The organism is Ruegeria sp. AM5 (assembly GCF_056540645.1).
In genome coordinates this window covers 185,926-208,215 of record NZ_JBQFXC010000004.1, presented here as the reverse complement: position 1 = coordinate 208,215, position 22,290 = coordinate 185,926, and the positions used below count along the sequence as shown (strand labels likewise).

Sequence of the window (22,290 nt, the reverse complement as noted above, 5' to 3'; positions counted from 1 at the left end):
TACGTGTTGAGGCGTATACTGATCTGGGCAGCGTTGATTGTCGCCCTTCTGGTGCCGGTTATCGCGGCAGCATTCAGCCCTTATCTGGCGTGGCGCGAGCCGATCTACATCCTAGCCGGGTTTGCGGGCATCGTCGGGATGTGCCTTCTGCTGATGCAACCCTTGCTGGCCGGACGCTGGTTGCCTGGGCTTTCACCTGTGCGCAGCCGCTTATGGCACAGGCGGTGCGGTCTGGCCCTTGTCGCAGCGATCGTAATCCATGTGGGCGGTTTGTGGATCACGAGCCCGCCGGATGCCGTGGACGCGCTTCTATTCGTATCAGCCACACCCTTTTCCGTCTGGGGTGTGATCGCGATGTGGACGGGTTTTGCTGCAGCAACAATGGGTGTTTTGCGGCTACGCCTGAACCTGCGATTTCGGCTCTGGCGTCTGGGGCACACAGGACTGGCGCTGGTAACCATTCTGGGCAGTGTCGTACACGCCCTGCTGATTGAGGGCACAATGGAGATCATGACCAAGATCGCATTGTGTGTGCTGGTAGTTCTGGCGTGCGTCGCTACGCTCGCCAGACTACGGGTCTGGGATGTGACCCGACGCGTTTAGTCATCCCATACGCATACCGGGGCCGCGTCAGGCTGACAGGCGTTTGGCATAGGTCGCGCGATCTATTTCAACATCCCGCACGGTGATACTGCCGACCGTGGGCGCAGACGCAGCCAGAACATTCAGAATGATCGCGTTCAACTCGGCGCGCGTTGCCTCATCTCGGCCTTGCAGCAACAAGAGCGTGGCATGAATGAAGGTCTGCGGTTCGGTCCCGATGCGGAAATACGGAAACGAGGTGGCACGGATTTTGAGTGTTGGGGCATCGAATTCTTCATGCGCGGCGAGCTCGGAATAGAGCTGCTCACAGATGGCTTGAAAATCATGAGTTTTTTCGAGCCCGGCAGAGAATTCCAGAGTGATGTGTGGCATTGGTTGCTCCGAGATTTAAGAGAGCCATCTATGGCTCTCCCAGATTGCTGTCGGCCTCAGACGCCCAGACACCAGCGCATCACGGCTTTTTGCGCATGCAGGCGGTTTTCGGCCTCGTCAAAGATCACCGAGTTCGGGCCGTCCATGACCTCGGATGTGGCCTCTTCTTCGCGGTGCGCAGGCAGGCAGTGCATGAACAACGCGTCTGGCTTGGCATGCGACATCAGCTCGGCGTTGACCTGATAGGGGCGCAGCATGTTGTGGCGGCGCTCCTTCGCGGATTGAGAATCGTGCATTGAGACCCAAGTATCGGCGACCACGAGGTCGGCCCCTTCAACAGCTTTGTGCGGGTCCCGTTCGATCACGATTTTCGAGCCCTTCTGGCGTGCAAGCCCCATGAATTCTTCTTCCGGGTCCAGCTGCGCCGGGCCGGTGAATGTCAGGTCGAAACCGAATTGACCGGCGGCATGCAGAAATGAAGCGCAGACATTGTTGCCGTCGCCGGTCCAAACGACCTTTTTTCCTGCGATGGGGCCGCGATGCTCTTCATAGGTCAGCACATCGGCCATGATCTGGCAGGGATGTGTACGATCGGTCAGACCATTGATGACGGGAACGTCCGAGTATTCGGACATCTCGGTCAGGATGGTTTCATCAAAGGTCCGGATCATGATCATGTCGACATAGCGCGACAGGACCCGGGCGGTGTCGGCGATGGTCTCGCCATGGCCCAGCTGCATGTCCTTGCCGGACAGCACCATGGTCTGCCCGCCCATTTGGCGCACGCCAACATCGAAGGACACGCGGGTCCGCGTTGATGGCTTTTCAAAGATCAGCGCAACCATGCGGCCTGCCAGAGGCTGCTCGTCGTCGGGGGCGGCTTTGGGACGCCCAAGGCGCGCCTGTTTCATCGCGCTGGCCTGATCGATCATGTTCCGCAGATCACCTGCGTCAGTTTTGTGGATATCAAGGAAGTGGTTCATTTTAATTCACTTTTTAATCAGGCGAGTTCAGGCCGAAGCCATTGCGTTTTCGACTTGTGCCGCAGTTTTCTCGAGGCGGATCAGGGCTTGTGCGATGTCATCCTCGGTGAGGGTCAGCGGCGGCAGCAGGCGGATCACGTTATCTGCGGCGGGAACCGTTATGACCTCGTTGTCATAGCCAGCGTTGACCACGTCGATATTGGTGGGCTTGCATTTCAGGCCTAGCATCAGGCCTGAGCCGCGCACCTCCTCGAATACTTCGGGGTGGTCCGCGATCAGGCCTTCGAGCTTCTGACGCAGCAGGCCTGCCTTGCGATTCACCCCTTCGAGGAAGGCCGGAGTAGCGACCTGATCGATCACCGCGCAGCCTACAGCGCAGCCCAAGGGGTTGCCGCCATAGGTCGAGCCGTGGGTGCCTGCCGTCATGCCGCTGGCGGCCTCTTCGGTGGCCAGAACCGCACCCAGAGGAAAACCGCCGCCGATGCCTTTGGCGACCATCATGATATCCGGCGTGATGCCGGCCCATTCATGGGCAAAGAGTTTGCCGGTCCGTCCAACGCCGCATTGGACCTCATCGAGGATCAGCAAAAGGCCGTTATCATCGCAAATCTGGCGCAAGGCTTTCAGCTCTGCATCCGGAACGGGGCGGATGCCGCCTTCGCCCTGAACCGGTTCGATCAGGATGGCTGCCGTGGTGTCGGTGATAGCGTTGGTGACGCCGTCGAGGTCTCCGAATGTCAGATGCACAAAGCCGGGAAGCAGCGGTCCAAAGCCTTTGGTCATCTTCTCGGACCCGGCGGCGGCGATACCCGCCGATGACCGGCCATGGAATGAGCCGTCGAAGGTGATGATCTCGACCTTCTCGGGCTGACCTTTGTCATAAAAATACTTGCGGGCCATTTTGACGGCCAATTCGCAGGATTCGGTGCCCGAATTGGTGAAGAACACCGTATCGGCAAAGGTGTGTTCCACCAGCTTGTCCGCCAGTGCCTGCTGTTGCGGGATGTTATAGAGGTTTGAAACATGCCACAGCGCATGCGCCTGTTCCGTCAGGGCCGCCACCAGCGCCGGATGCGCATGACCCAGCGCGTTCACCGCTATGCCTGCGCCCAGATCCAGAAAACGTCGGCCATCCGCCTCGGTCAGCCAGGCGCCTTCGCCCTTCACGAATGTCAGGGGCGCGCGGTTATAGGTCGGCAGAACGGACGGGATCATCGGATCATCCTTTTCGAATAGCTTGAGCCCTGTGAGTGATACACTGGGGCCATGGTCGTCAACTGATTTGGTGGGGTTTGCGCGGATTTCGACAGCGCAAATGGATCAAACGGGCCGATTATGCGGTCAGGCGTCGGCGTCGGAGGCGCAGGATATGTGCGGTATTGATCATGTGAGGCCGTATAGCGGGGTGCACCGGGTCTGAAAACCCCGTTTTTGCGATCGGGGCAAAAATCATTCTGAGACTGGGATTTACCGCTTGTCATTTACCCGACGCTGGCGCACGGCTGAACCATGACACCGATACGTCAGAATCCTGCCCTTGCGGCCTTGCTGATCCTTGCGGCCAGCGCCCTTCTCGCAGGGACCACATTGCTGGCGAAAGCACTGGGGACGGATGTGCTTGGCCCCGCCCTGCATCCGATGCAGATCAGCCATGGACGGTTTCTGTTTGCCTTTCTGGTAATCGTGACAGCCGTCGGCATCATGCGCCCCCGCCTGAGCCGCCCGCATTGGGGTCTGCATATCGGACGGACAAGCTTTGGCTGGCTGGGGATCACGCTGATGTTTGCATCCGTTGCTTTCATACCGATTGCGGATGCGACGGCGATCTCGTTCCTGAACCCGGTCTTTGCCATGATGTTGGCGATCCCGCTGCTGAAAGAAGGTGTCGGCCCGTGGCGCTGGTTAGCCGCCTTCGTAGCCTTGATCGGTGCTTTGGTTCTGTTGCGTCCAACGCCCGCTAGCTTTCAACCCGCTGCATTACTGGCCCTGACCGCAGCAGTGTTAATTGGAATGGAACTGATCTTTATCAAAAAGCTCTCGGGCCGAGAAATACCGATCCAGATTCTGCTGATCAACAATGCGATGGGTCTGACCATTGCGACAGTCGCGGTAAGTTTCGTTTTCCAGATGCCGACGCCTCAGCAATGGGCGGCGCTGGCTTCGATTGGTGTGCTAATGGCCTGTGCGCAGGCTTGTTTCGTCAACGGAATGGCGCGGGCGGATGCCTCTTTTGTGGCACCGATCAGCTACGCCACCCTGATCTTCGCTGCCGTCTACGATTTCGCGGTATTCAAGGTGATACCGGATGGGATCAGCCTGATCGGCTCGGCCATCATCCTGACCGGAGGTCTGATTCTGGTCTGGCGCGAGGCGATACACCGTCAGGCCTTGAGCCGGTAGCCGGTGCGCAACATCTGCCAGGTCAATCCTCCAACCAACAACGTCGCGCCGGCGCAGATCGCCATGCCCAACCAAGGAGAGCTGTCGGACACGCCGATCATCCCATAGCGCAACCCGTCAATCAGATAGAAGACCGGGTTCGCATGGCTTAGCCGATTGAGCACTGGCGGTAGCGCCTGCACAGAATAGAAAGTGCCGGACAAGAAAGCCAAAGGCGTGACGATGAAATTGGTGATCGCCGCCATCTGATCGAACTTGTTGGCAAATATCCCGGCAAAAAGCCCAAGCGCGCCCATGAACGCGCCGCCCAGAACCACGAATATCAGTGCGATCAGCGGGTTCTGCGGCACGATGCCCAGAACCAACGCCAGAGCGATTGCAACAACAAGGGCGATCAGGATACCGCGGGCGATGCCTCCGGCCAGATAACCCAATAGGATTTCCAGCGGCGATAGCGGCGGCATCAGCGTATCGACGATATTGCCCTGAACCTTGGCGATCACCATCGATGACGATGTATTGGCAAAGGCGTTCTGAATCACGGTCATCATCATGATGCCCGGTGCCAGAAAGGTCAGAAACGGCACCCCCATCACATCCGGTCGGCTGGGACCAATGGCAATGTTGAAGATCAGCAGGAACAGGCCTGCCGTCACCAGCGGTGCCAGCAGGGTCTGCGTCCACACGGCCAGAAAGCGCAGGGTTTCGCGCTGCGCCAGTGTATAGAGACCCATCCAATTCACCGCGCCAAAGCGGCGTGCGTCGTGATCCATGAGATTATGCATGCTCTGCCCCATACCTGATTCGAAGACCGCTTGTAACTCGGGCCGCAGTGTTTAGAATAGGGCGCTGAGATGATTTCCCAAGGCGGCCCGAATCCGGGGCCGCTTTCCGCTTTTGAAAGGCAAATGATGTCCTGGACTGACGAGCGTGTAGAGCTGCTGAAAAAGATGTGGGGCGAGGGCCAGTCGGCCAGCCAGATCGCCAAGGAACTGGGCGGCGTGACCCGCAATGCGGTGATCGGCAAGGTGCACCGTCTGGGTCTGTCGAATCGCGCCACCGGTGCAAGCCCGGCAAAGGCCGAGCCTAAGGAAAAACCGGCCCCCGCGCCCAAGGCCGAGGCCAAACCGAAACCGACACCCAAGACTGAACCGGCCCGTCCGGTGCCAGCCCCCGAGGCCAAACCGGTCACCCCGGCCCGTCGCCAGATCATACCCGCCGGCCAGCCGCTGCCTCCGCAACCGTCGGCCAATGAGATCAGCCCCGAGGCTTTGGCCAAGGTCAACGAGATTGAAAAGAAGGCCAAGAAGCTGTCTTTGATGGAGCTGACCGAAAAGACCTGCAAATGGCCTGTCGGCGACCCCGCGACCGAGGATTTCTGGTTCTGCGGCCTGCCCGTCGAGGCAGGCAAACCCTATTGCGAAGCGCATGTGGGCGTGGCGTTCCAGCCAATGAGCTCGCGCCGCGACCGGCGGCGGTGATTGGGAACACAAGAACCTAAACTATTACTAGGGAACGTGAAAAGGGCGCATGCGTTTCGCCACGCCTCTTACCGGAAGCGCTGCATAGTCGGGAACGACTCAAGGCGTAACGAGCTCTTGCAAAGAAAACACCCTCGCTGAAAACTGCGAGGGTGTTTTAGACTGGAACGCCGGCTGTGCGGGACAAACCGGCCGATTTATGCGCAAAGCGCGTTCAACGTGTATTGACGACAGGCGGATTTTTGCAACGGCCCAGACAGTAGTGAACTCCCTCGGCCGCGCCAGAAGCAAGCTTTTCAGGCACAATTGGTCCCGGGAACATCATGTCGACACAGGCATCTGGATTGGACCTAAAGTAATCCCTAATGCGCCGAGGACCACCCGAGGCTTTCGTATAAGCCGTCCATTCAATAGGGTCCTTGGCTTCTTTCTCGTTGGCTTCCCAGTAATTAACGATTTCGATATTTGCACCATGCGCATATAGTTTGCGGTCAAACCCGTCTGCCATTCCTTTCGAAACTTCGAGGCCGGTGGCCTTCGCCGCATCTGGGAACACGTTGTCCTCGTTGGTTAAGTCCTTTTCATCGACCGTCGCGGAGGTGGCCTCGATATGGAAATATTGGTATCGGACCTTCTCATTGTCGTTCTGAGCATTGGCTATGATTGTACGCATGATCACGCATAGGCGCAAATTGCCATCTTTGTAGTGATAGCCCGGAATATTCGCATGGAGGCATTCATCTAGGATCTGACCCTTTACCTTTACATCCCATTTGTTTTGCGTGTTTCTACCTCCTTGCGCGGTTCGAAGAAGAGCTCTGCCGGTGATACCGGACAAACTATTTTTGAACGCACGGCCGCCCCAAATACCCCCGCGGCGCTTAGCACATTTCGCAATGTTCTCTCTCGCGCCACAGTTCATTACAGTTTTGAATTGCTGATCCGTCAGATCGCGTACCGAAACCATTTTGGGATTTCCGGCCCCAAGCCCGCCAACCATGAATTTCTGATCTGGTACATTTTTGAAATCGATTGATCTGACTGTCTTCGGGGGCTTTACCGTTGGTGCACAAGCGCCTAGGAGAATTACAGCAGAAATGGTCGCGGTCATGATCGAAAGGAATTTTCGCACCTTTGGCTCCAAATAATTGTATCCAATGTGGCACAATAACATGGAAATGGCGCGCAAACGAAGTTTTTCTTGGAAAGCACGAATGGCGCAAAAGGGCTCGAACCTGACATTGAAGTGCCGGTGATCTTGGAACCGCTGGTATATGACTAGCCTTTCACTGCGCTGGATGTGACGGCAAATCCGGCATCGGAACCCAGCCGGGCAGTTCATCGGGTGAGACCGAGACATGCAACTTTTCTGACCGGTCGCGCCCCACCTTTCGATGCTTGCGCAGCAGGAAAATCTTACCCCAGCCACGCCAGGTGCCCACGGATTGCGCATGCGGATCGGTAGGGAAACGGTCGCGCCAACCTTCGGGCAGGGGCAGGCCGTGCAGCTCGGCCTTGTCCAGCATCCAGATCAGGGAGATGTTGCTGAGGGGGCGGGCCTCTTCGAACCCGTTCAGCTGGCCGCCAACATCGCCGTGGGTGCCGCGGAACCAAACCTGCTCGATATGGCCTTTGAAGTCAGGCGTGCATTTCCACAGCACCGGCTCGAACACTTCGCGGGTCTCGTCCAGCGCCATAGCGTGATAGCCGTGGCGGGTGGCCGGGCCAAGCTGGTGGTTGTGGAAGGCGTGGCGTTCCTCGGCCCAGCGCCAGAGCAGCGGCAGGCGCAGGCCCAGCGCCTTGACCGTGTCCCAGACGCCGACCATCTCGATGGCGACATCCTCGTGACAGAACTCCCGACGAAAGACCGCCGCCGCTTCGCCATTGGCGTTACATTCATAGTGTCGATAGGCCTGTTTGATATTGCGGACGGTGGCGTGTTCGGCCTTGAGCAACCCGATAGCATCGATCACGCCCGCAAGGCTGCGGACCCCGTATGCGCCGCGTGAATAGCCGATGAAAAAGATCTTATCACCGGGTTTGTAACGCGAAGCCAAATAACCATAGGCCCGACGAATCTGACGGTTGATACCCCGCCCCATCATCACGTCCATAGTCGACTTCCAGCTTTCCCACTGCACGCCGGATTCGTAGAAAACCGAAACCTGGCTGCCCATCTCGCAGCACAGGCGCAGGGTCTGGCCCGCGTGGGTTTCCCGCCCTGCTTCCAGCGTCGACATGGTGCCGTCAAGAATGATGACATGGCTGATAGGTTCGCGGTGGCGCGTTTCGGCCGAGTGCTCGGACCGCAGAGGCCGTCCGAGCCATCCCAGTACCTTTCTACTTAGCCGCGACAGAACCATGCGTCAACAATTCCCAAACTTTGTGAGGTGTGAAAGGCATATCCGCCTGCCGCACCCCGTGATCCCAGAGCGCATCCTGTACCGCGTTCGACACTGCGGCCAGTGCGCCCACGGTGCCTGCCTCGCCACAGCCTTTCATCCCCATCGGGTTGGCGGTTGACGGAACCGGCGCCGAGGTAAACTCTATCATGGGTATCTCAGCAGCGCGGGGCAAGGCGTAGTCCATGAACGAAGCCGTGAGCAGTTGCCCCTCGGCATCATGAATAACATGCTCGGTCAGTGCTTGGCCGATACCCTGCACTACCCCGCCATGCACCTGCCCCTCGGCCAGCATCGGGTTGATAAGATTGCCGAAATCATCCACCACCGTGTAGCGGTCGACCCATGTTTCACCAGTGAAAGAATCGATAACGACTTCGGCAACATGTGCACCATTGGGATAGCTGCGTGCATCTAGCGTGGCGCGGGCTTCGTGATGCAACAGATCCGTGCGTCCGTCCGCGCGCGCCATCTCGGCCGCCTCGGTCAGCGTGGGGGTCAGGTTGGACCCCGGCGCGCGGAAGGTTTCATGGTCGAAGGTCACATCGCTTTCCTCGACCCCCATCTTATCCGCAAGATAGGGCGTGAATGCGGCGATCATCGTATCAACTGTGACCAGTGTCGCGTTGCTTTGGGTCGTGACCGAGCGTGAACCGCCAGTCCCGCCGCCCTGCGCCAGCCTGTCCGTGTCGCCTTGCACAACATTGATCAGGTGTGAAGGAATCCCTGTCTGGTCCGATAGGAACTGGGCATAGACGGTCTCGTGCCCTTGCCCATTGGACTGAGTGCCGACATAGAGGTTCACCGTTCCGTCCTCGCAAAACTCGATTTTCGCGCCTTCGGAAGGGTCTCCCAAAATACTTTCGATATAGTAACAAAGCCCCTGCCCCCGGATCAGGCCGTTTTCCGCATCCGCCGCCTTGCGGGCCTCGAAGCCCGTAGTCTGTTCGGCGGCGCGGCTGAGGACCATGTTGAACTCACCCACATCATAGGTTTCGCCGGTTGCGGTCTTATAGGGGAAGGCTTCGGGTCGGATGAAATTCTTGCGCCGCAACTCCCACGGATCAATCCCCAACTCACGCGCAGCACGGTCCATGACGCGTTCCAGCACATAGATCGCCTCGGGTCGCCCGGCACCGCGATAGGCGTCGACCTGCGTGGTGTTGGTGAAGAATCCTTCGACCCGCAAGTAGGTGGCCTGAACATCGTAGACACCCATCAAAACCTTACTGAACAGGCTGGTCTGGATCGCCTGCGCGAAATGGCTGTTATAGGCACCAAGGTTGATCTTGCTGTGAACCCGATAGGCGGTGATCTTGTGATCGGCATCAAAGGCGAGCTCCGCCAGTGAGGTCAGGTCACGGCCGTGGTGATCGGACAACATCGCTTCGGACCGGTCCGACATCCAGTGCACGGGCTGGCCCAGTTTCATGGCAGCAACAGCAACGGTGAAATATTCGGGATAAGGCATCGCCTTCATACCAAATCCGCCGCCGACATCTGGCGTAGTGACGCGGATCGCCTCGGGGTCCAGATTCAGCTTTTGTGCCAGTTGCGCTTTCATCCCCCAGACACCCTGCCCGCCATATGAGAAATGCATACGGCCATCCGACCAATCGGCCTGACAGCCACGCGGTTCGATCGAGCTCACGATGACCCGGTTGTCATGCACGTTCAGCGCGACGGTGCGCGCCGCTGCCTGAAAGGCGGCATTGGTAGCCTTCTCATCACCCAAGCCCCAGTCAAAGGCGCGGTTGTCGGGGGCTTGTGGATGCAAAGGTTCGCCACCCGCAGCGACATCCATCTTGACCGGCAGGTCTTCGGTTTCCATCCAGATCAATTCGGTTGCATCGCGGGCCTGTAACAACGAGTCGGCAATGACGACCGCAACGGGTTCTCCGACGAAACGCACGCGGTCCTTGGCCAGCATGTTCCGCTCGGACGCAGCGCCTTGACTGCCGTCGCGGTTGGCGACTGTAGTCGCGTTCATCACCGTATCGATCCCGGCAGCAGTCAGATCTTCCAGCGTCATGACCAAGCGCACCCCATCCGCTGTACGTGCATCTTCAAGGTCCAGCGACGTGATCGTGGCATGCGCCACCGGGCTGCGAAAGAATGCTGCGAACAGCGCATTCTCGGGCACAGAATCGTCCATGTATTGCCCCTGCCCGGTCAGAAACCGCTGGTCCTCGGTCCGTTTGATGGGCTGGCTTTTGCCGAATTTTTCCATGAGATGATCCTCTGGCTGCCTGAATGCGCGACCCTAGCGTGAAGCAGGACCTTGTCCAGTGGCTGAGAAAATTAACTCCGCACGGTCTGAAAGCGACATTCATGTCTGGAAACAGCGTTGCGCGCCGATCTGGGCCGCGCCTAGGCTGAACCTAAATTCAGTCGAGTGGAGGTTTCCATGCCCAAAGAAATCAAGCTGACGAATGGCCGATTGGACAGCCAAAGTGCCGAGGCCTATTGGGATGATGGGTTTATCTTTCCGATCCCCGTGTTCTCTGCCGCAGAAGCCGCCGGGTACCGTGCCGAATTGGAAGATGTCGAGGCCAGCTGGCGCGAGGCTGACCTGCCACTACCCCTGAACATGTACAAACGCATCAACGCGCATGTGGTGATGCCATTTGCCACTCGCATCGCGTTGGACCCGCGCGTTTTGGACGTTGTTGAAGGCGTTTTGGGCCCAGACCTGCTGTTGTGGTCGGCTGAGCTGTTCATCAAGGAACCGCTCACGACGCAAGTGGTGGGCATGCATCAGGACCTGACATATTGGGGCATGGGTGAAACCTCGGACCAGTTGACCGCCTGGATCGCCCTATCCCCTGCGACGGTTGAGAGTGGCTGCATGGATTTCGTGAAGGCCAGCCACAAGAACCCGATCCTGCCGCATAATGATACGTTTTCCGACAACAACCTGCTGTCGCGTGGGCAAGAGGTGGCAGTCGATGTCGCGGAGGAAGACAAAACCCATATCGAGTTGCAGCCCGGCCAGATGTCGCTGCATCATGGGCTGACCATTCACGGGTCAGGGCCGAACGTATCGGATGATCGTCGAATTGGCCTGGCTATCCGTTATCTCAACCCCAATGCGCAGCAGAAAGTGGCGGATCGCGACTATGCCATTCTGGCGCGGGGCGAGGACCGGGTGGGGAATTTCATCCATATCCCTGAGCCGACCGAGCTGTTTGCTCCTGAGGCGCTGGACCTGCACGCGCGCATCCGCAGCGATCAGGCCAAGGCGATGGGGCAAGGGGCCAGCGAAAAGCTGGATCTTTATGCGCCCGCCCCATCAAATCCCGGCTGATCATTGCAGGACCGCCGCGCAGACCCTTCCCCTTCCCTTACGCATTCGCTATTGCAGGCGCTGACCCGAGATTGATGACGCAGGACGCACCCCATGGCGATGGAAAAGACATTCAACGCGGCCGAAGCCGAGGCCCGCATCTACAAGGCCTGGGAAGAGGCCGGAGCCTTCAAGGCAGGCGCGAACAAATCGCGCGACGAGAGTTTCACCATCATGATCCCGCCACCGAACGTGACGGGTGCGCTGCATGTGGGCCATGCGTTCAACAACACACTGCAGGATATTCTGACCCGCTGGCACCGGATGCGCGGGTTCGACACGCTATGGCAGCCCGGTCAGGACCACGCTGGTATCGCCACGCAGATGCAGGTGGAAAAGATGTTGGCCAACACCCAGCAGCCGGGACGTCGTGAGCTGGGACGTGAGGCGTTTCTGGACAAGGTCTGGGAATGGAAGGGAGAATACGGCGGCACGATCATCGAGCAGCTCAAGCGCCTGGGCTCGTCCTGTGATTGGTCGCGCAACGCCTTCACCATGGCGGGTGCGCCGCGTGACCCGCGCACCGGGCACGAAAATTCTGCGAATTTTCACGACGCGGTGATCAAGGTCTTTGTCGACATGTACGAAAAGGGCCTGATCTATCGCGGCAAGCGGCTGGTCAATTGGGACCCGCATTTCGAGACCGCGATTTCGGACCTTGAGGTCGAGAATATCGAAGTTGCGGGCCATATGTGGCACTTTAAGTACCCGCTGGCGGGCGGTGAGACCTATACTTACGTCGAGAAAGATGAGGACGGGAATATCGTGCTGGAGGAAGAGCGCGACTATATCTCGATCGCCACGACTCGCCCCGAGACCATGCTGGGTGATGGCGCGGTTGCGGTTCATCCATCGGATGAGCGCTATGCGCCCATTGTCGGGAAACTCTGCGAAATCCCGGTTGGGCCGAAAGAGCATCGCCGTCAGATCCCCATCATCACCGATGACTATCCCGATCCCGATTTCGGCTCGGGCGCGGTGAAGATCACCGGCGCGCATGACTTCAATGACAACATGGTTGCCAAGCGCGGCGGCATTCCGATGTACCGCCTGATGGACACCAAGGGTGCGATGCGGGCAGACGGCGCGCCTTACGCCGAAGCGGCCGATTTGGCGCAGGAATATGCGCGGGGCCGCGAGTTCACCGAGAATGAGATCGACGCGATCAACCTGATCCCGGATCACCTGCGCGGGCTCGACCGGTTCGAGGCCCGCGCGAAGGTGGTTGAGGAGATCACTGCAGACGGTCTGGCTGTCATGACTCGCGCGGATGATCAACGTCTGGGTTCGACCACTTTAAAGCCGGAACACGAAGGCGCGGACAAGCTGGTGCCGCTGGTCGAAAGCAAACCGATCATGCAGCCCTTCGGCGACCGCTCGAAAGTCGTCATCGAGCCGATGTTCACCGACCAATGGTTCGTCGACGCCGCCAAGGTCGTCGGCCCTGCGCTGGACGCGGTTAAGGACGGCACTGTCAAGATCATCCCCGAGTCGGGCGAGAAGACCTATTACCACTGGCTGGAAAACATCGAGCCGTGGTGCATCTCGCGCCAGCTATGGTGGGGGCATCAGATACCGGTTTGGTATGGTCTCGATCTCTCGGCTGAGAATTTCAAGGACGACGAAAACGACGGCGACCTTGATTTGGTCGAATTGGGTCGTTTGCTCAACGAAGGCGGCATGCTGCATCGTGGCAATGTCATGGAATGCGCGGCAAGCCTTGAGGCCGTTACAGAGAAATTCCTCGACGACAATGCCAATATACCCAGCCCGCTGAGCCACGCGACGGTCATCGAAGTTGCCGATAAGCAGGAAGCGATCCATCAGTTCGCCGAAAGCCTTGCTCAATACGCAGTCGAACAAGACCCGACCAAGCTGGTCTACCCGGTCTGGCGCGACCCCGACGTGCTCGACACATGGTTCTCTTCCGGCCTCTGGCCTATCGGCACGCTGGGCTGGCCTGAAAAGACTGAAGAGTTAGAGCGCTATTTCCCAACCGATGTGTTGATCACCGGCTTTGACATCCTGTTCTTCTGGGTCGCGCGGATGATGATGATGCAACTGGCGGTGGTGAACGAAATCCCGTTCCACACTGTGTATCTGCACCAGCTCGTCCGCGACGAGAAGGGCAAGAAGATGTCCAAAACCACCGGCAACGTGATCGACCCGTTGGAGATCGTGGACGAATTCGGTGCTGACGCGCTGCGCTTTACCAATGCCTCAATGGCGGCTATTGGCGGGGTACTGAAACTGTCGCGCGAGCGCATCACAGGTTACCGAAACTTCGGCACCAAACTGTGGAACGCCGTCCGCTTTGCCGAGATGAATGAGGTCTTCACCGACGCTGTCCCGCAACTGGACGTGACTGACCTGAAACCCAAAGCCGCCGTGAACCGCTGGATCATCGGTGAAACCGCCCGTGTGCGGGAAGAGGTCGACGCGGCGCTGGAAAGCTATCGTTTCAACGACGCGGCCAACGGGCTCTACGCCTTTGTCTGGGGCAAGGTCTGCGACTGGTACGTGGAACTCTCTAAACCCTTGCTGCAAGGCGACGACACCGAGGCACAGGCCGAGACCCGCGCCACCATGCGCTGGGTTCTGGATCAGTGCATGGTTCTGCTGCACCCGATCATGCCTTTCATCACCGAAGAGCTGTGGGGCCTGACCGGTAAGCGTGCCAAAATGGTTGTACACGCAGATTGGCCGACCTATGCGGCTGCCGACCTGATCGACGCGGATGCGGATCGAGAAATGAACTGGGTGATCTCGGTGATCGAAAACACCCGCTCGGCCCGCGCACAGATGCGGGTTCCTGCTGGCCTCTACGTGCCGATGCTGGTGACTGAGATTGACGCGCACGGCCAAGCGGCATGGGACCGCAACGAAGCGCTGATCAAACGTCTGGCGCGGATCGACAGCCTGACCAAGGCGGATGAACTGCCAAAGGGCACGATCTCGATTGCCGCCCCCGGTGCCTCCTTTGGCCTGCCACTGGCGGACATCATCGACATTGGTGCGGAAAAGGAACGGCTGGAAAAAGCCAAAGGCAAGTTGGCCAAGGAACTCGGCGGTCTGCGCGGACGCCTGAACAACCCGAAATTCGTGGCATCGGCCCCGGAAGAGGTTGTTGCGGAAGCCAAAGCTAACCTTGCCGCCCGCGAAGAAGAAGAAGCCAAGCTAAACGAAGCTCTCGCCCGTTTGGCTGAAATCGCCTGATCTTTTTCCTGCTGCTGATATATTGAAATCGAACCTCACCACCCAACCGGCGGTGAGGTTTTTCTTTACCCTTAGAGCTTTCCCCTTGTTCACGCCACGCCCCGCTTGTTAGCACTTCGACGACACAACCTGGCGAGGCACTGACGATGCGATCTTTACCTCCGATGCAGACCGTCTCAACCGGGTTGGTTGTGGCCATTGTCGGGTTCTTCAGCTCGTTTCCCATCGTACTGCAAGGGTTGGGCGCGATGGGAGCTTCATCGCAGGAAGCCGCCTCGGGTCTGATGAGTGCGGCGATTGCCATGGGGCTTGCAGCCATCGTCCTCAGCCTGCGGTACAAAATGCCGATCAGCGTTGCGTGGTCGACTCCGGGGGCCGCTCTGTTAGCCGTCTCGGCCACCCCGGTCGAGGGATTTTCAGGCGCGATTGGTGCGTTCCTGTGCGCCGGAGCATTAACGGTTCTGGCAGGGCTGTGGAAGCCGCTGGGACGATTGGCAGCAGCAATTCCCACAACACTGGCGCAAGCAATGCTGGCAGGTGTGCTCTTGCCACTATGCCTTGTGCCCTTCAAGGCGGCGATCGAGATTCCATGGCAGGCGTTGCCGGTGATCCTGACGTGGTTTGTCGCGGGCCGTTTCAATCGATTGATCGCAGTTCCGGCAGCTGTGGTCGCGGCGGCTATCATTGTGTCGCTGAACGCAGGAGATGCCCAATTGATGCCGGATCGTTTGATCGCGGCTCCGATCTGGACCATGCCATCATTCTCGGTCGCGTCGGCCATCGGGATCGGCGTACCGCTGTTTATCGTCACGATGGCGACACAGAATATCCCCGGCGTCGCGGTGATGCGCAGCTTTGGCTTTGATCCTGTTCCCGGCCGGTTGTTTTCATCCGTCGGTGGCGCAAGCATGCTTTCGGCCCCTTTCGGGGCGCCCGCAACCTGCCTGGCCGCGATCACCGCCGCGATGTGTTCCAACGAGGAAAGCCACCCCGATCCGGCGCAGCGTTATTGGTCGGCAATCATGGGTGGCGTGTTCTACTGCCTCTTCGGTATCTTTGCCGTGGCGATCACCAGTTTTGCCGCCCATGCCGACCCGCTGCTTATGGGCACTCTGGCAGGTGTGGCCCTGATAGGGGTCCTGGCCAATGCCATGCATGCCGCGCTGGACGTCCCTGTCGAGCGCGAAGCGGCTATTTTGACACTGGCCATCACAGCCTCTGGCATAACGGTTTTTGGGTTGGGCGCGGCAGTCTGGGGGCTGTTGGCTGGGGGTATCGCATATCTGGCAACAAACCGAGTGCGCTGAGCCCTTTCATCAGAACCCCTCAGGCGGTAAAATAAGCGCATGTTCGGATCGCTTGGAAAACTGATTGAACGCCAGATCATAAAGGCGCAAGCCGAGGGCCAACTGCAGGGTCTTGAAGGCGAAGGTGCCCCGTTGCCCGACCGCTCGGGCGAGGCACAAGGCGATCCCGCCATTGCTGCGGGTCATCGGATCATGGCGCAGGCCGGAGTTCTGCCCGAGGAGTTCGACATCAAGAAACAGCTCGACGCCGCCCGCAAGGAGTTTGCAGCGCTGACTGACAATCAGGACCGCAGGGCAGCAATGAAAAAGATTGCTGATCTTGAGATGCGATACAACATGGCCCGCGATGCACGGCGCGCATTCATGCGGTGATCATTTGAACTCGGGCTTTCGGCCCTGCATCTGTGCCATGACAACTTCCATTTGATCCGACTTACCGATAAGATCGACCTGTTCGGTAGATTCGGCCAACAGCACATCAGCACGGTCACGGGTTTCGGCCACATCAATCAACCGTTTGGCGGCGCGGATGGCGGACGGGCTTTTACCCGCGATGTCCTCGGCCAGCGCCAGCGCTTCGGTCAGGGGATCATCCGACAGTTTGGTAACAAGCCCCCAATCTGCCGCCTGTGGCGCTCCGATAGGGCGGGCGGTATAGGTCAGCAGGCGCAGCACGTCCGAGCGCACGAGCTCTGGCAGCAGAACCATGCCGCCCATGTCGGGGATAATGCCCCATTTCATCTCCATCACTGCCAGCTTGGCTTCGGGATGCGCGATGCGGATGTCAGCACCCAGCGCAATCTGTAGCCCACCGCCATAGGCGACGCCTTGAATAGCGCAGATCACCGGCACCGGGACGCGCCGCCAGATCAAGGCAAGTTCCTGCATTTCGTTGGCATCTTCGTGGCTGCGGGTCATCAGCCATTCGCTTGGGTCTGTGTGCGCCATGCTGGCAAAGCTGGCCATATCGAGCCCAGCGCAAAAGCTTTTGCCTTCCCCCGATAGCACCACCGCGCGGATGTCGGCTGCGGCGACCTCTTGACCGGCCGAAAGGATCGCCTTGATCATCGCATCGTCCAGCGCGTTCATCTTGTCGCCACGGGTCAGCGTGACACGTGCGATGTGGTCTTTGTATTCGATGGATACGCGGGACATGGGACCTCCGGGGCGTGTTTTGTTGTGTAAACATGCCAGCAAGACGCCAGCAGCGCCACAGCGACGTCAGGGCAAACCGCACATCCGAAGCCTCCTTTGAACTTCTGGCAAGGCTTGCCCCGCCTGATCGGTTGCGCTTATCTGCGGCCATGACTGGTCCTCGTTATACCCCGCTTGCCCTCACACTGCCCGCGACCGTGCCTTTTGTCGGCCCCGAAACGCAGGAGCGCCAACGTGGCGCGCCCTTCGTGGCCCGGATCGGTGCGAATGAAAGCGTATTTGGCCCGTCCCCGCGCGCCATCGATGCAATGCAACGGGCCGCGGGCGAGATATGGATGTATGGCGATCCCGAGAATTTCGAACTACGCCATGCGCTGGCGGTACATCATGGGGTCGCGCCTGAAAACATCGTGGTTGGCGAAGGCATTGACGGGTTGCTGGGCTATCTGGTGCGCCTGCTGGTTGGTCACGGCGATGCAGTTGTGACTTCGGATGGAGCTTATCCGACTTTCAATTACCACGTGGCCGGGTTTGGTGGGGTATTGCACAAGGTCCCCTACCACGACGATCACGAGGACCCGACGGCGCTGTTCGCCAAAGCGGCGGAAGTAGACGCCAAGTTGGTCTATCTGGCCAACCCGGACAACCCGATGGGAACATGGCATTCAGGTGAGGATATCCTGTCCGCTCTGGAGGCTTTGCCAGAGGGCTGTTTGGTGGTTCTTGACGAGGCATATGTCGAATGCGCGCCCGAGGGGACCGCTGCACCTGTCGCTGCTGATGATTCACGTGTGATCCGGATGCGAACGTTTTCCAAGGTTTATGGCATGGCCGGGGCGCGGGTAGGCTACGCTATCGGCTCGCCCGAGTTGATTGCGAGCTTCAACAAAGTGCGCAACCATTTCGGCATGAACCGAGCCGCGCAGGCAGGGGCATTAGCCGCGCTAAAAGATGAAGATTGGCTGACGCATGTGCAGCAAAGGATTGCCGGGTCCCGGAACCACATCGAAGAGATTTCACGGTCGAATGGTCTGGTGCCTTTGCCGTCTGCGACAAACTTTGTGGCGATTGATTGTGGGCGCGATGGGGTGTTTGCCAAGGCCGTGTTGGACACGCTCGTTGAACAAGGCGTGTTCGTGCGGATGCCATTTGCCGCGCCCCAGAACCGGTGCATTCGGGTCAGCTGCGGAGGTGAGGCGGAAATGGCGGCGTTTGAAGCTGCTCTGCCCACGGCCTTGGCAAAAGCCCGAGCCTCGTAAAGGGGGCTGTCTGCCCCCTATCGCGCCCATGCGCGATTTCCCCCGAAGGTATTTCGGGCCAGATGAAGAGGCGGATCGGGCTTATCCGGCCAGCGTCGCGGCGGCGGCTTCGAGCGCACCCTGACCACGGGGGATATCGAGCGCAGCCATAGCGGTTTCGACGCCACCCAGCATGGCCATGACCATTTGAGCGTTTACGTGCCCCATGTGGCCAAGGCGGAAGCAGCCGTCCCAATCCTCCATTCCCAGACCGATGCCCAGCGTCAGACCCAGTTGGGTTTCGGTATAGCTGCGCAGCGGCGTGCCGCGCCCCTCGGTCAGGCGGAGGGCAGTGACCGCGTGGCTGCGATGGGCCGGGTCGGCGACGTTGAAATGCAGCGCGCCACCTTGCGCCCAGATTTCACAGGCGGCCCAGATGGCCGTTGCCAGGTGTTCGTGGCGGGCCCAGACCTGTTCGATCCCTTCGCCATGGATCAGGTCGAGCGCGGCGCGCAGGCCATACAGGTGGTGGGTTGGCGCGGTGCCGTTAAAATACTGATAGAACAGATCTGGATTGGCGCGTGGTTGCCAGTCCCAATAATGCGAGACGCGGGGCATTGTGGCGCGCTTGGCTTGCGCCTTGTCGTTGAAGAAGACAAAGCCGGTGCCCGCCGGGGTCATAAGCCCCTTTTGGCAAGCCGTGACAGTGACGTCGACGCCCCAGGCGTCCATCTCAAACCGGTCGCAGCCCATGGATGCGATACAATCGGCCATCATCAAAGCAGGGTGGCCGAGGTCGTCGAGCAAGGCGCGCAGGGCCGGGATATCGTTGCGGATCGAAGTGGAGGTATCGACGTGGACCGCAAGGACCGCTTTGATCTTGTGGCTGGTATCGTTACGCAGGGCCTCGGCGATGCGGTCAAGATCCCAGGGCGAGGACATTCCGAAATCGATCAGGTCAACCTTGGCGCCGATTCCTTCGGCCATCTCGGCCCAACCGTGGGTGAATCGGCCAGAGGCCGGGGCAAGCACGGTTTCACCGGGTGCAATGACGTTGGAAAGCGCAGCCTCCCATGTACCGTGACCATTAGCGATATAGATGGCGACGTTGTGCTGAGTTCCGGCAACGCGTTTCAGATCTCGGGTGAGCGCGGGCATCATCTCGATCAATTCACCGTCATAGATATTGGGCGACGGACGGTGCATCGCCTGCAGCACCGTATCGGGCATGACCGAAGGGCCGGGGATGGCCAGATACTCGCGCCCATGCGCGAGGGAGGTTTGGTTTGTCATGAGGGCAACCTGTTTGAATTGAGGCCTACCCTAGCGTCTTGCCCTGCGGCGTCAATCCAGCAGACTGGCGGCCTCGCGGGCAAGTGTTTCGATCCCGGACCAATCACCGTTTTGAACCATCTGCTTGGGCGCGACCCAGCTGCCGCCGGCGCAGACAACATTCGACAGTGACAGGTAATCGAGGGCATTTGACGGCGATACGCCACCAGTTGGGCAGAATGTGATCTGCGGTAGCGGTGCGCCGATGGCTTTTAGGGCGGGAGCCCCTCCTGAGGCCTCGGCGGGGAAGAATTTCAGCATGTCATAGCCCTTTTCCAGCAGAGCCATGGCTTCGCTTGCAGTAGCCGCACCGGGGAGAAGGGGCAGTCCTTCGGCTTCACAGGCGGCGATCAGGGCATCGGTCGCACCGGGGGAGACGCCGAACTGAGCGCCCGCCTCTTTGGCAGCGCGGACATCTTCGGGTGTGACCAGTGTACCCGCCCCAACAACACCGCCGGGGACGTTGGCCATGGCGCGGATCGCGTCGAGCGCGGCGGGAGTGCGCAAGGTGACTTCAAGCGCCGGGAGGCCACCGGCGACCAAAGCTTCGGCCAACGGGCGCGCATGGGCCGCGTCGTCGACGACCAGGACTGGAACAATCGGGGCCAGCGCGCAGATCTCGCGGGTGCGTTGGGTTTTGGACATTGGGTTACACTCCGAAAATGCTGGCGCCGGTGTCGGCTGAGCCGACATTCTGACGGAAGGCGCCGAAGAGGTCACGGCCAACGCCGTGTTGGTTTGCCGTAAGGTTGGCGGTGGCCGGATTGCGGTCGAGAACACCAGGGGTCAGGATTTCCAACTCGCCCTTGACCGCATCAACGCGCAACTGGTCGCCGTCTTGCAGATAGGCGATCGGTCCACCATCCAGCGCCTCGGGGCAGACATGGATGGCGGCGGGCACTTTGCCGGATGCGCCCGACATACGGCCATCGGTGACCAGAGCCACCTTCTGCCCCCTGCCCTGCAGGATCGACAGGATCGGCGTCAGCGAATGAAGTTCAGGCATACCGTTGGCTTTTGGCCCTTGGAAGCGAACAACAACGATGACGTCATCGGTGAATTCTCCAGCTTTGAAAGCGGCTTTAACGGCGTTCTGGTCGTGGAATACACGCACGGGCGCTTCGACCACTTGGTGTTCAGGTGCTACAGCCGACACCTTCATGACCCCTGTGCCCAGATTGCCCGTCAAGCGAGAGAGCCCGCCCGTGGGTTGGAACGGATTTTTGGCCGGGCGAACGATCTTTTCGTTCAGACTGTGGCCCGCGCCCTCTTCCCAGACCAACTCGCCGTCTTTCAGCTTGGGTTCTTTGGTGTAGTTGTGCAGGCCCTGCCCCGCGACAGTCAGCGTATCGGGGTGCAGCAAGCCATCTTCCAGCAGCGTACCGATGGCAAAGCCCAGGCCACCCGCAGCGTGGAAGTGGTTCACGTCTGCCAGACCGTTGGGATAGACGCGCGCGACCAAAGGCACGACAGCGGAGATGTCGGAAAAATCCTCCCAGTCCAGCACGATACCACCGGCACGCGCCATGGCGATCAGGTGGATAAGTAGGTTGGTGGAACCGCCGGTGGCCATCAGGCCGACGATGCCATTGACGAAAGCGCGCTCGTCAAGGATCTGGCAGACCGGTGTGTAGTGATTGCCCAGCGCGCTGAGAGACAGGGCGCGGCGCGCGCCTTCCTCGGTCAGGGCATCGCGCAGGGGGGTGTTGGGGTTGATGAAGCTGGACCCTGGCAGGTGCAGGCCCATGAATTCCATCAGCATCTGGTTGGTGTTGGCAGTTCCGTAGAAGGTGCAGGTGCCGGGGCCGTGATATGCGGCCATTTCGGCCTTCATCAGCTCTTCGCGGCCCACCTCTCCGGCGGCGAATTTCTGGCGGACCTTGGCCTTTTCGTCATTCGGCAGGCCACTGGTCATCGGACCTGCAGGCAGTAAGACGGCAGGAAGATGCCCAAAGGCTTGCGCGCCGATGATCAGGCCGGGCACGATCTTGTCACAGACGCCCAGGAAAACGGCGGCGTCATAAGTGTTGTGGCTTAGCGCCACTCCGGTCGCCAGCGCGATCACATCGCGCGAGAACAGCGAGAGTTCCATCCCCGCCTCGCCTTGCGTGACGCCGTCGCACATGGCTGGCACGCCGCCTGCAACCTGCGCTGTGCCGCCTGCTGCGCGGATCGCATCGCGGATCAGGGCCGGGTAGCGTTCGAAAGGCTGATGGGCCGAGAGCATATCGTTATAGGCGGTAACGATCCCCAGATTGCCAGCCGTGCCGGTGGCCATGGAGTCCTGATCTTCGCCCGCCCCGGCATAGGCGTGGGCCTGCCCGCTGCAGGACAGGTGCGCACGCGCAGGGCCCTTGGATTTGGCCTGCTCCATTCGTTCAAGATGCGGGCCACGCAGATCGGCGCTGCGGTCGATGATGCGTTTGGTGACGTCGGATATAACTGTGTTGACCAT

General features: G+C 59.6%; 19 protein-coding genes. 8 read left to right on the top strand and 11 right to left on the bottom strand.

Annotated features, from left to right (window positions below):
- The first annotated feature begins 6 nt into the window (after positions 1-6).
- Entirely contained in the window at positions 7-603 is a 597-nt protein-coding gene (locus tag ACR0AH_RS12535) for a ferric reductase-like transmembrane domain-containing protein (RefSeq protein ID WP_480592288.1), read from the top strand.
- Between the two features lie 27 nt (positions 604-630).
- Here the strand turns inward: ACR0AH_RS12535 and ACR0AH_RS12530 are convergent, their stop codons facing one another.
- Genes ACR0AH_RS12530 through ACR0AH_RS12520 form a run of 3 tightly spaced genes read right to left on the bottom strand, consistent with a single transcriptional unit; the run spans position 631 to position 3,173 of the window.
- Positions 631-975, bottom strand: coding sequence for a tautomerase family protein (locus ACR0AH_RS12530; RefSeq protein ID WP_170397231.1), 345 nt, complete (start codon positions 973-975; stop codon positions 631-633).
- 56 nt (positions 976-1,031) lie between these two features.
- The gene (argF, locus tag ACR0AH_RS12525; protein WP_170404219.1) at positions 1,032-1,958 is read right to left on the bottom strand and encodes an ornithine carbamoyltransferase; all 927 of its coding nucleotides are present in this window, start codon (positions 1,956-1,958) and stop codon (positions 1,032-1,034) included.
- A 27-nt stretch (positions 1,959-1,985) separates the two neighbouring features.
- On the bottom strand, positions 1,986-3,173 hold the full coding sequence (locus ACR0AH_RS12520; RefSeq protein WP_170597012.1) for an aspartate aminotransferase family protein: 1,188 nt from the start codon (positions 3,171-3,173) through the stop codon (positions 1,986-1,988).
- 294 nt (positions 3,174-3,467) lie between these two features.
- Between ACR0AH_RS12520 and ACR0AH_RS12515 the strand changes: the two genes are divergently transcribed.
- The gene (locus tag ACR0AH_RS12515) at positions 3,468-4,358 is read left to right on the top strand and encodes a DMT family transporter (protein ID WP_480592170.1); all 891 of its coding nucleotides are present in this window, start codon (positions 3,468-3,470) and stop codon (positions 4,356-4,358) included.
- Here the strand turns inward: ACR0AH_RS12515 and ACR0AH_RS12510 are convergent.
- Positions 4,340-5,143 carry an ABC transporter permease gene (locus ACR0AH_RS12510; protein WP_480592168.1) on the bottom strand — a complete coding sequence of 268 codons (804 nt, stop codon included), beginning with the start codon at positions 5,141-5,143 and terminating at the stop codon, positions 4,340-4,342. The two genes, ACR0AH_RS12515 and ACR0AH_RS12510, sit on opposite strands and share 19 nt — an antisense overlap.
- 126 nt (positions 5,144-5,269) lie before the next feature.
- Here ACR0AH_RS12510 and ACR0AH_RS12505 point away from each other — a divergent pair, with 126 nt between their 5' ends.
- Positions 5,270-5,839: a GcrA family cell cycle regulator gene (locus ACR0AH_RS12505; RefSeq protein ID WP_170397240.1), complete on the top strand. Its 570-nt coding sequence runs from the start codon at positions 5,270-5,272 to the stop codon at positions 5,837-5,839.
- Between the two features lie 214 nt (positions 5,840-6,053).
- Here the strand turns inward: ACR0AH_RS12505 and ACR0AH_RS12500 are convergent, their stop codons facing one another.
- From ACR0AH_RS12500 to ACR0AH_RS12490, 3 genes are all read right to left on the bottom strand, one after another.
- Entirely contained in the window at positions 6,054-6,950 is an 897-nt protein-coding gene (locus ACR0AH_RS12500; RefSeq protein ID WP_480592166.1) for a hypothetical protein, read from the bottom strand.
- 175 nt (positions 6,951-7,125) lie between these two features.
- Positions 7,126-8,202 carry a DUF2235 domain-containing protein gene (locus ACR0AH_RS12495; protein WP_480592165.1) on the bottom strand — a complete coding sequence of 359 codons (1,077 nt, stop codon included), beginning with the start codon at positions 8,200-8,202 and terminating at the stop codon, positions 7,126-7,128.
- Positions 8,180-10,471, bottom strand: a complete 2,292-nt coding sequence (locus ACR0AH_RS12490) for a xanthine dehydrogenase family protein molybdopterin-binding subunit (RefSeq protein WP_480592163.1) — start codon at positions 10,469-10,471, stop codon at positions 8,180-8,182. The genes ACR0AH_RS12495 and ACR0AH_RS12490 overlap by 23 nt, the downstream gene beginning before the upstream one ends.
- Positions 10,472-10,648: 177 nt before the next feature.
- Here ACR0AH_RS12490 and ACR0AH_RS12485 point away from each other — a divergent pair, with 177 nt between their 5' ends.
- From ACR0AH_RS12485 to ACR0AH_RS12470, 4 genes are all read left to right on the top strand, one after another.
- The gene (locus ACR0AH_RS12485; protein WP_480592161.1) at positions 10,649-11,548 is read left to right on the top strand and encodes a phytanoyl-CoA dioxygenase family protein; all 900 of its coding nucleotides are present in this window, start codon (positions 10,649-10,651) and stop codon (positions 11,546-11,548) included.
- Between the two features lie 93 nt (positions 11,549-11,641).
- Positions 11,642-14,803, top strand: a complete 3,162-nt coding sequence (locus tag ACR0AH_RS12480) for a valine--tRNA ligase (RefSeq protein WP_480592159.1) — start codon at positions 11,642-11,644, stop codon at positions 14,801-14,803.
- 146 nt (positions 14,804-14,949) lie between these two features.
- Positions 14,950-16,110, top strand: coding sequence for a benzoate/H(+) symporter BenE family transporter (locus ACR0AH_RS12475; protein ID WP_480592158.1), 1,161 nt, complete (start codon positions 14,950-14,952; stop codon positions 16,108-16,110).
- A gap of 39 nt (positions 16,111-16,149) precedes the next feature.
- Positions 16,150-16,482: a DnaJ family domain-containing protein gene (locus ACR0AH_RS12470; RefSeq protein WP_480592156.1), complete on the top strand. Its 333-nt coding sequence runs from the start codon at positions 16,150-16,152 to the stop codon at positions 16,480-16,482.
- On the opposite strand, the gene ACR0AH_RS12465 is transcribed toward ACR0AH_RS12470, so the two are convergent.
- Positions 16,483-17,265 (bottom strand): crotonase/enoyl-CoA hydratase family protein, encoded by a 783-nt coding sequence (locus tag ACR0AH_RS12465; RefSeq protein WP_170564757.1) that lies wholly within the window; start codon positions 17,263-17,265, stop codon positions 16,483-16,485.
- Positions 17,266-17,414: 149 nt separating this feature from the next.
- On the opposite strand from ACR0AH_RS12465, the gene ACR0AH_RS12460 reads away from it, so the two are divergent.
- Entirely contained in the window at positions 17,415-18,524 is a 1,110-nt protein-coding gene (locus ACR0AH_RS12460) for a pyridoxal phosphate-dependent aminotransferase (protein WP_480592155.1), read from the top strand.
- Positions 18,525-18,605: 81 nt separating this feature from the next.
- Here ACR0AH_RS12460 and ACR0AH_RS12455 read toward each other — a convergent pair whose 3' ends face one another.
- Genes ACR0AH_RS12455 through edd form a run of 3 tightly spaced genes read right to left on the bottom strand, consistent with a single transcriptional unit; the run spans position 18,606 to position 22,290 of the window.
- A complete protein-coding gene (locus ACR0AH_RS12455; protein ID WP_480592153.1) occupies positions 18,606-19,796 on the bottom strand; it encodes a pyridoxal-phosphate-dependent aminotransferase family protein in 1,191 nt (396 codons plus the stop codon).
- A gap of 51 nt (positions 19,797-19,847) precedes the next feature.
- Positions 19,848-20,480: a bifunctional 4-hydroxy-2-oxoglutarate aldolase/2-dehydro-3-deoxy-phosphogluconate aldolase gene (locus ACR0AH_RS12450; protein ID WP_170397269.1), complete on the bottom strand. Its 633-nt coding sequence runs from the start codon at positions 20,478-20,480 to the stop codon at positions 19,848-19,850.
- 4 nt (positions 20,481-20,484) lie between these two features.
- Positions 20,485-22,290 carry a phosphogluconate dehydratase gene (gene edd / locus ACR0AH_RS12445; protein ID WP_480592151.1) on the bottom strand — a complete coding sequence of 602 codons (1,806 nt, stop codon included), beginning with the start codon at positions 22,288-22,290 and terminating at the stop codon, positions 20,485-20,487.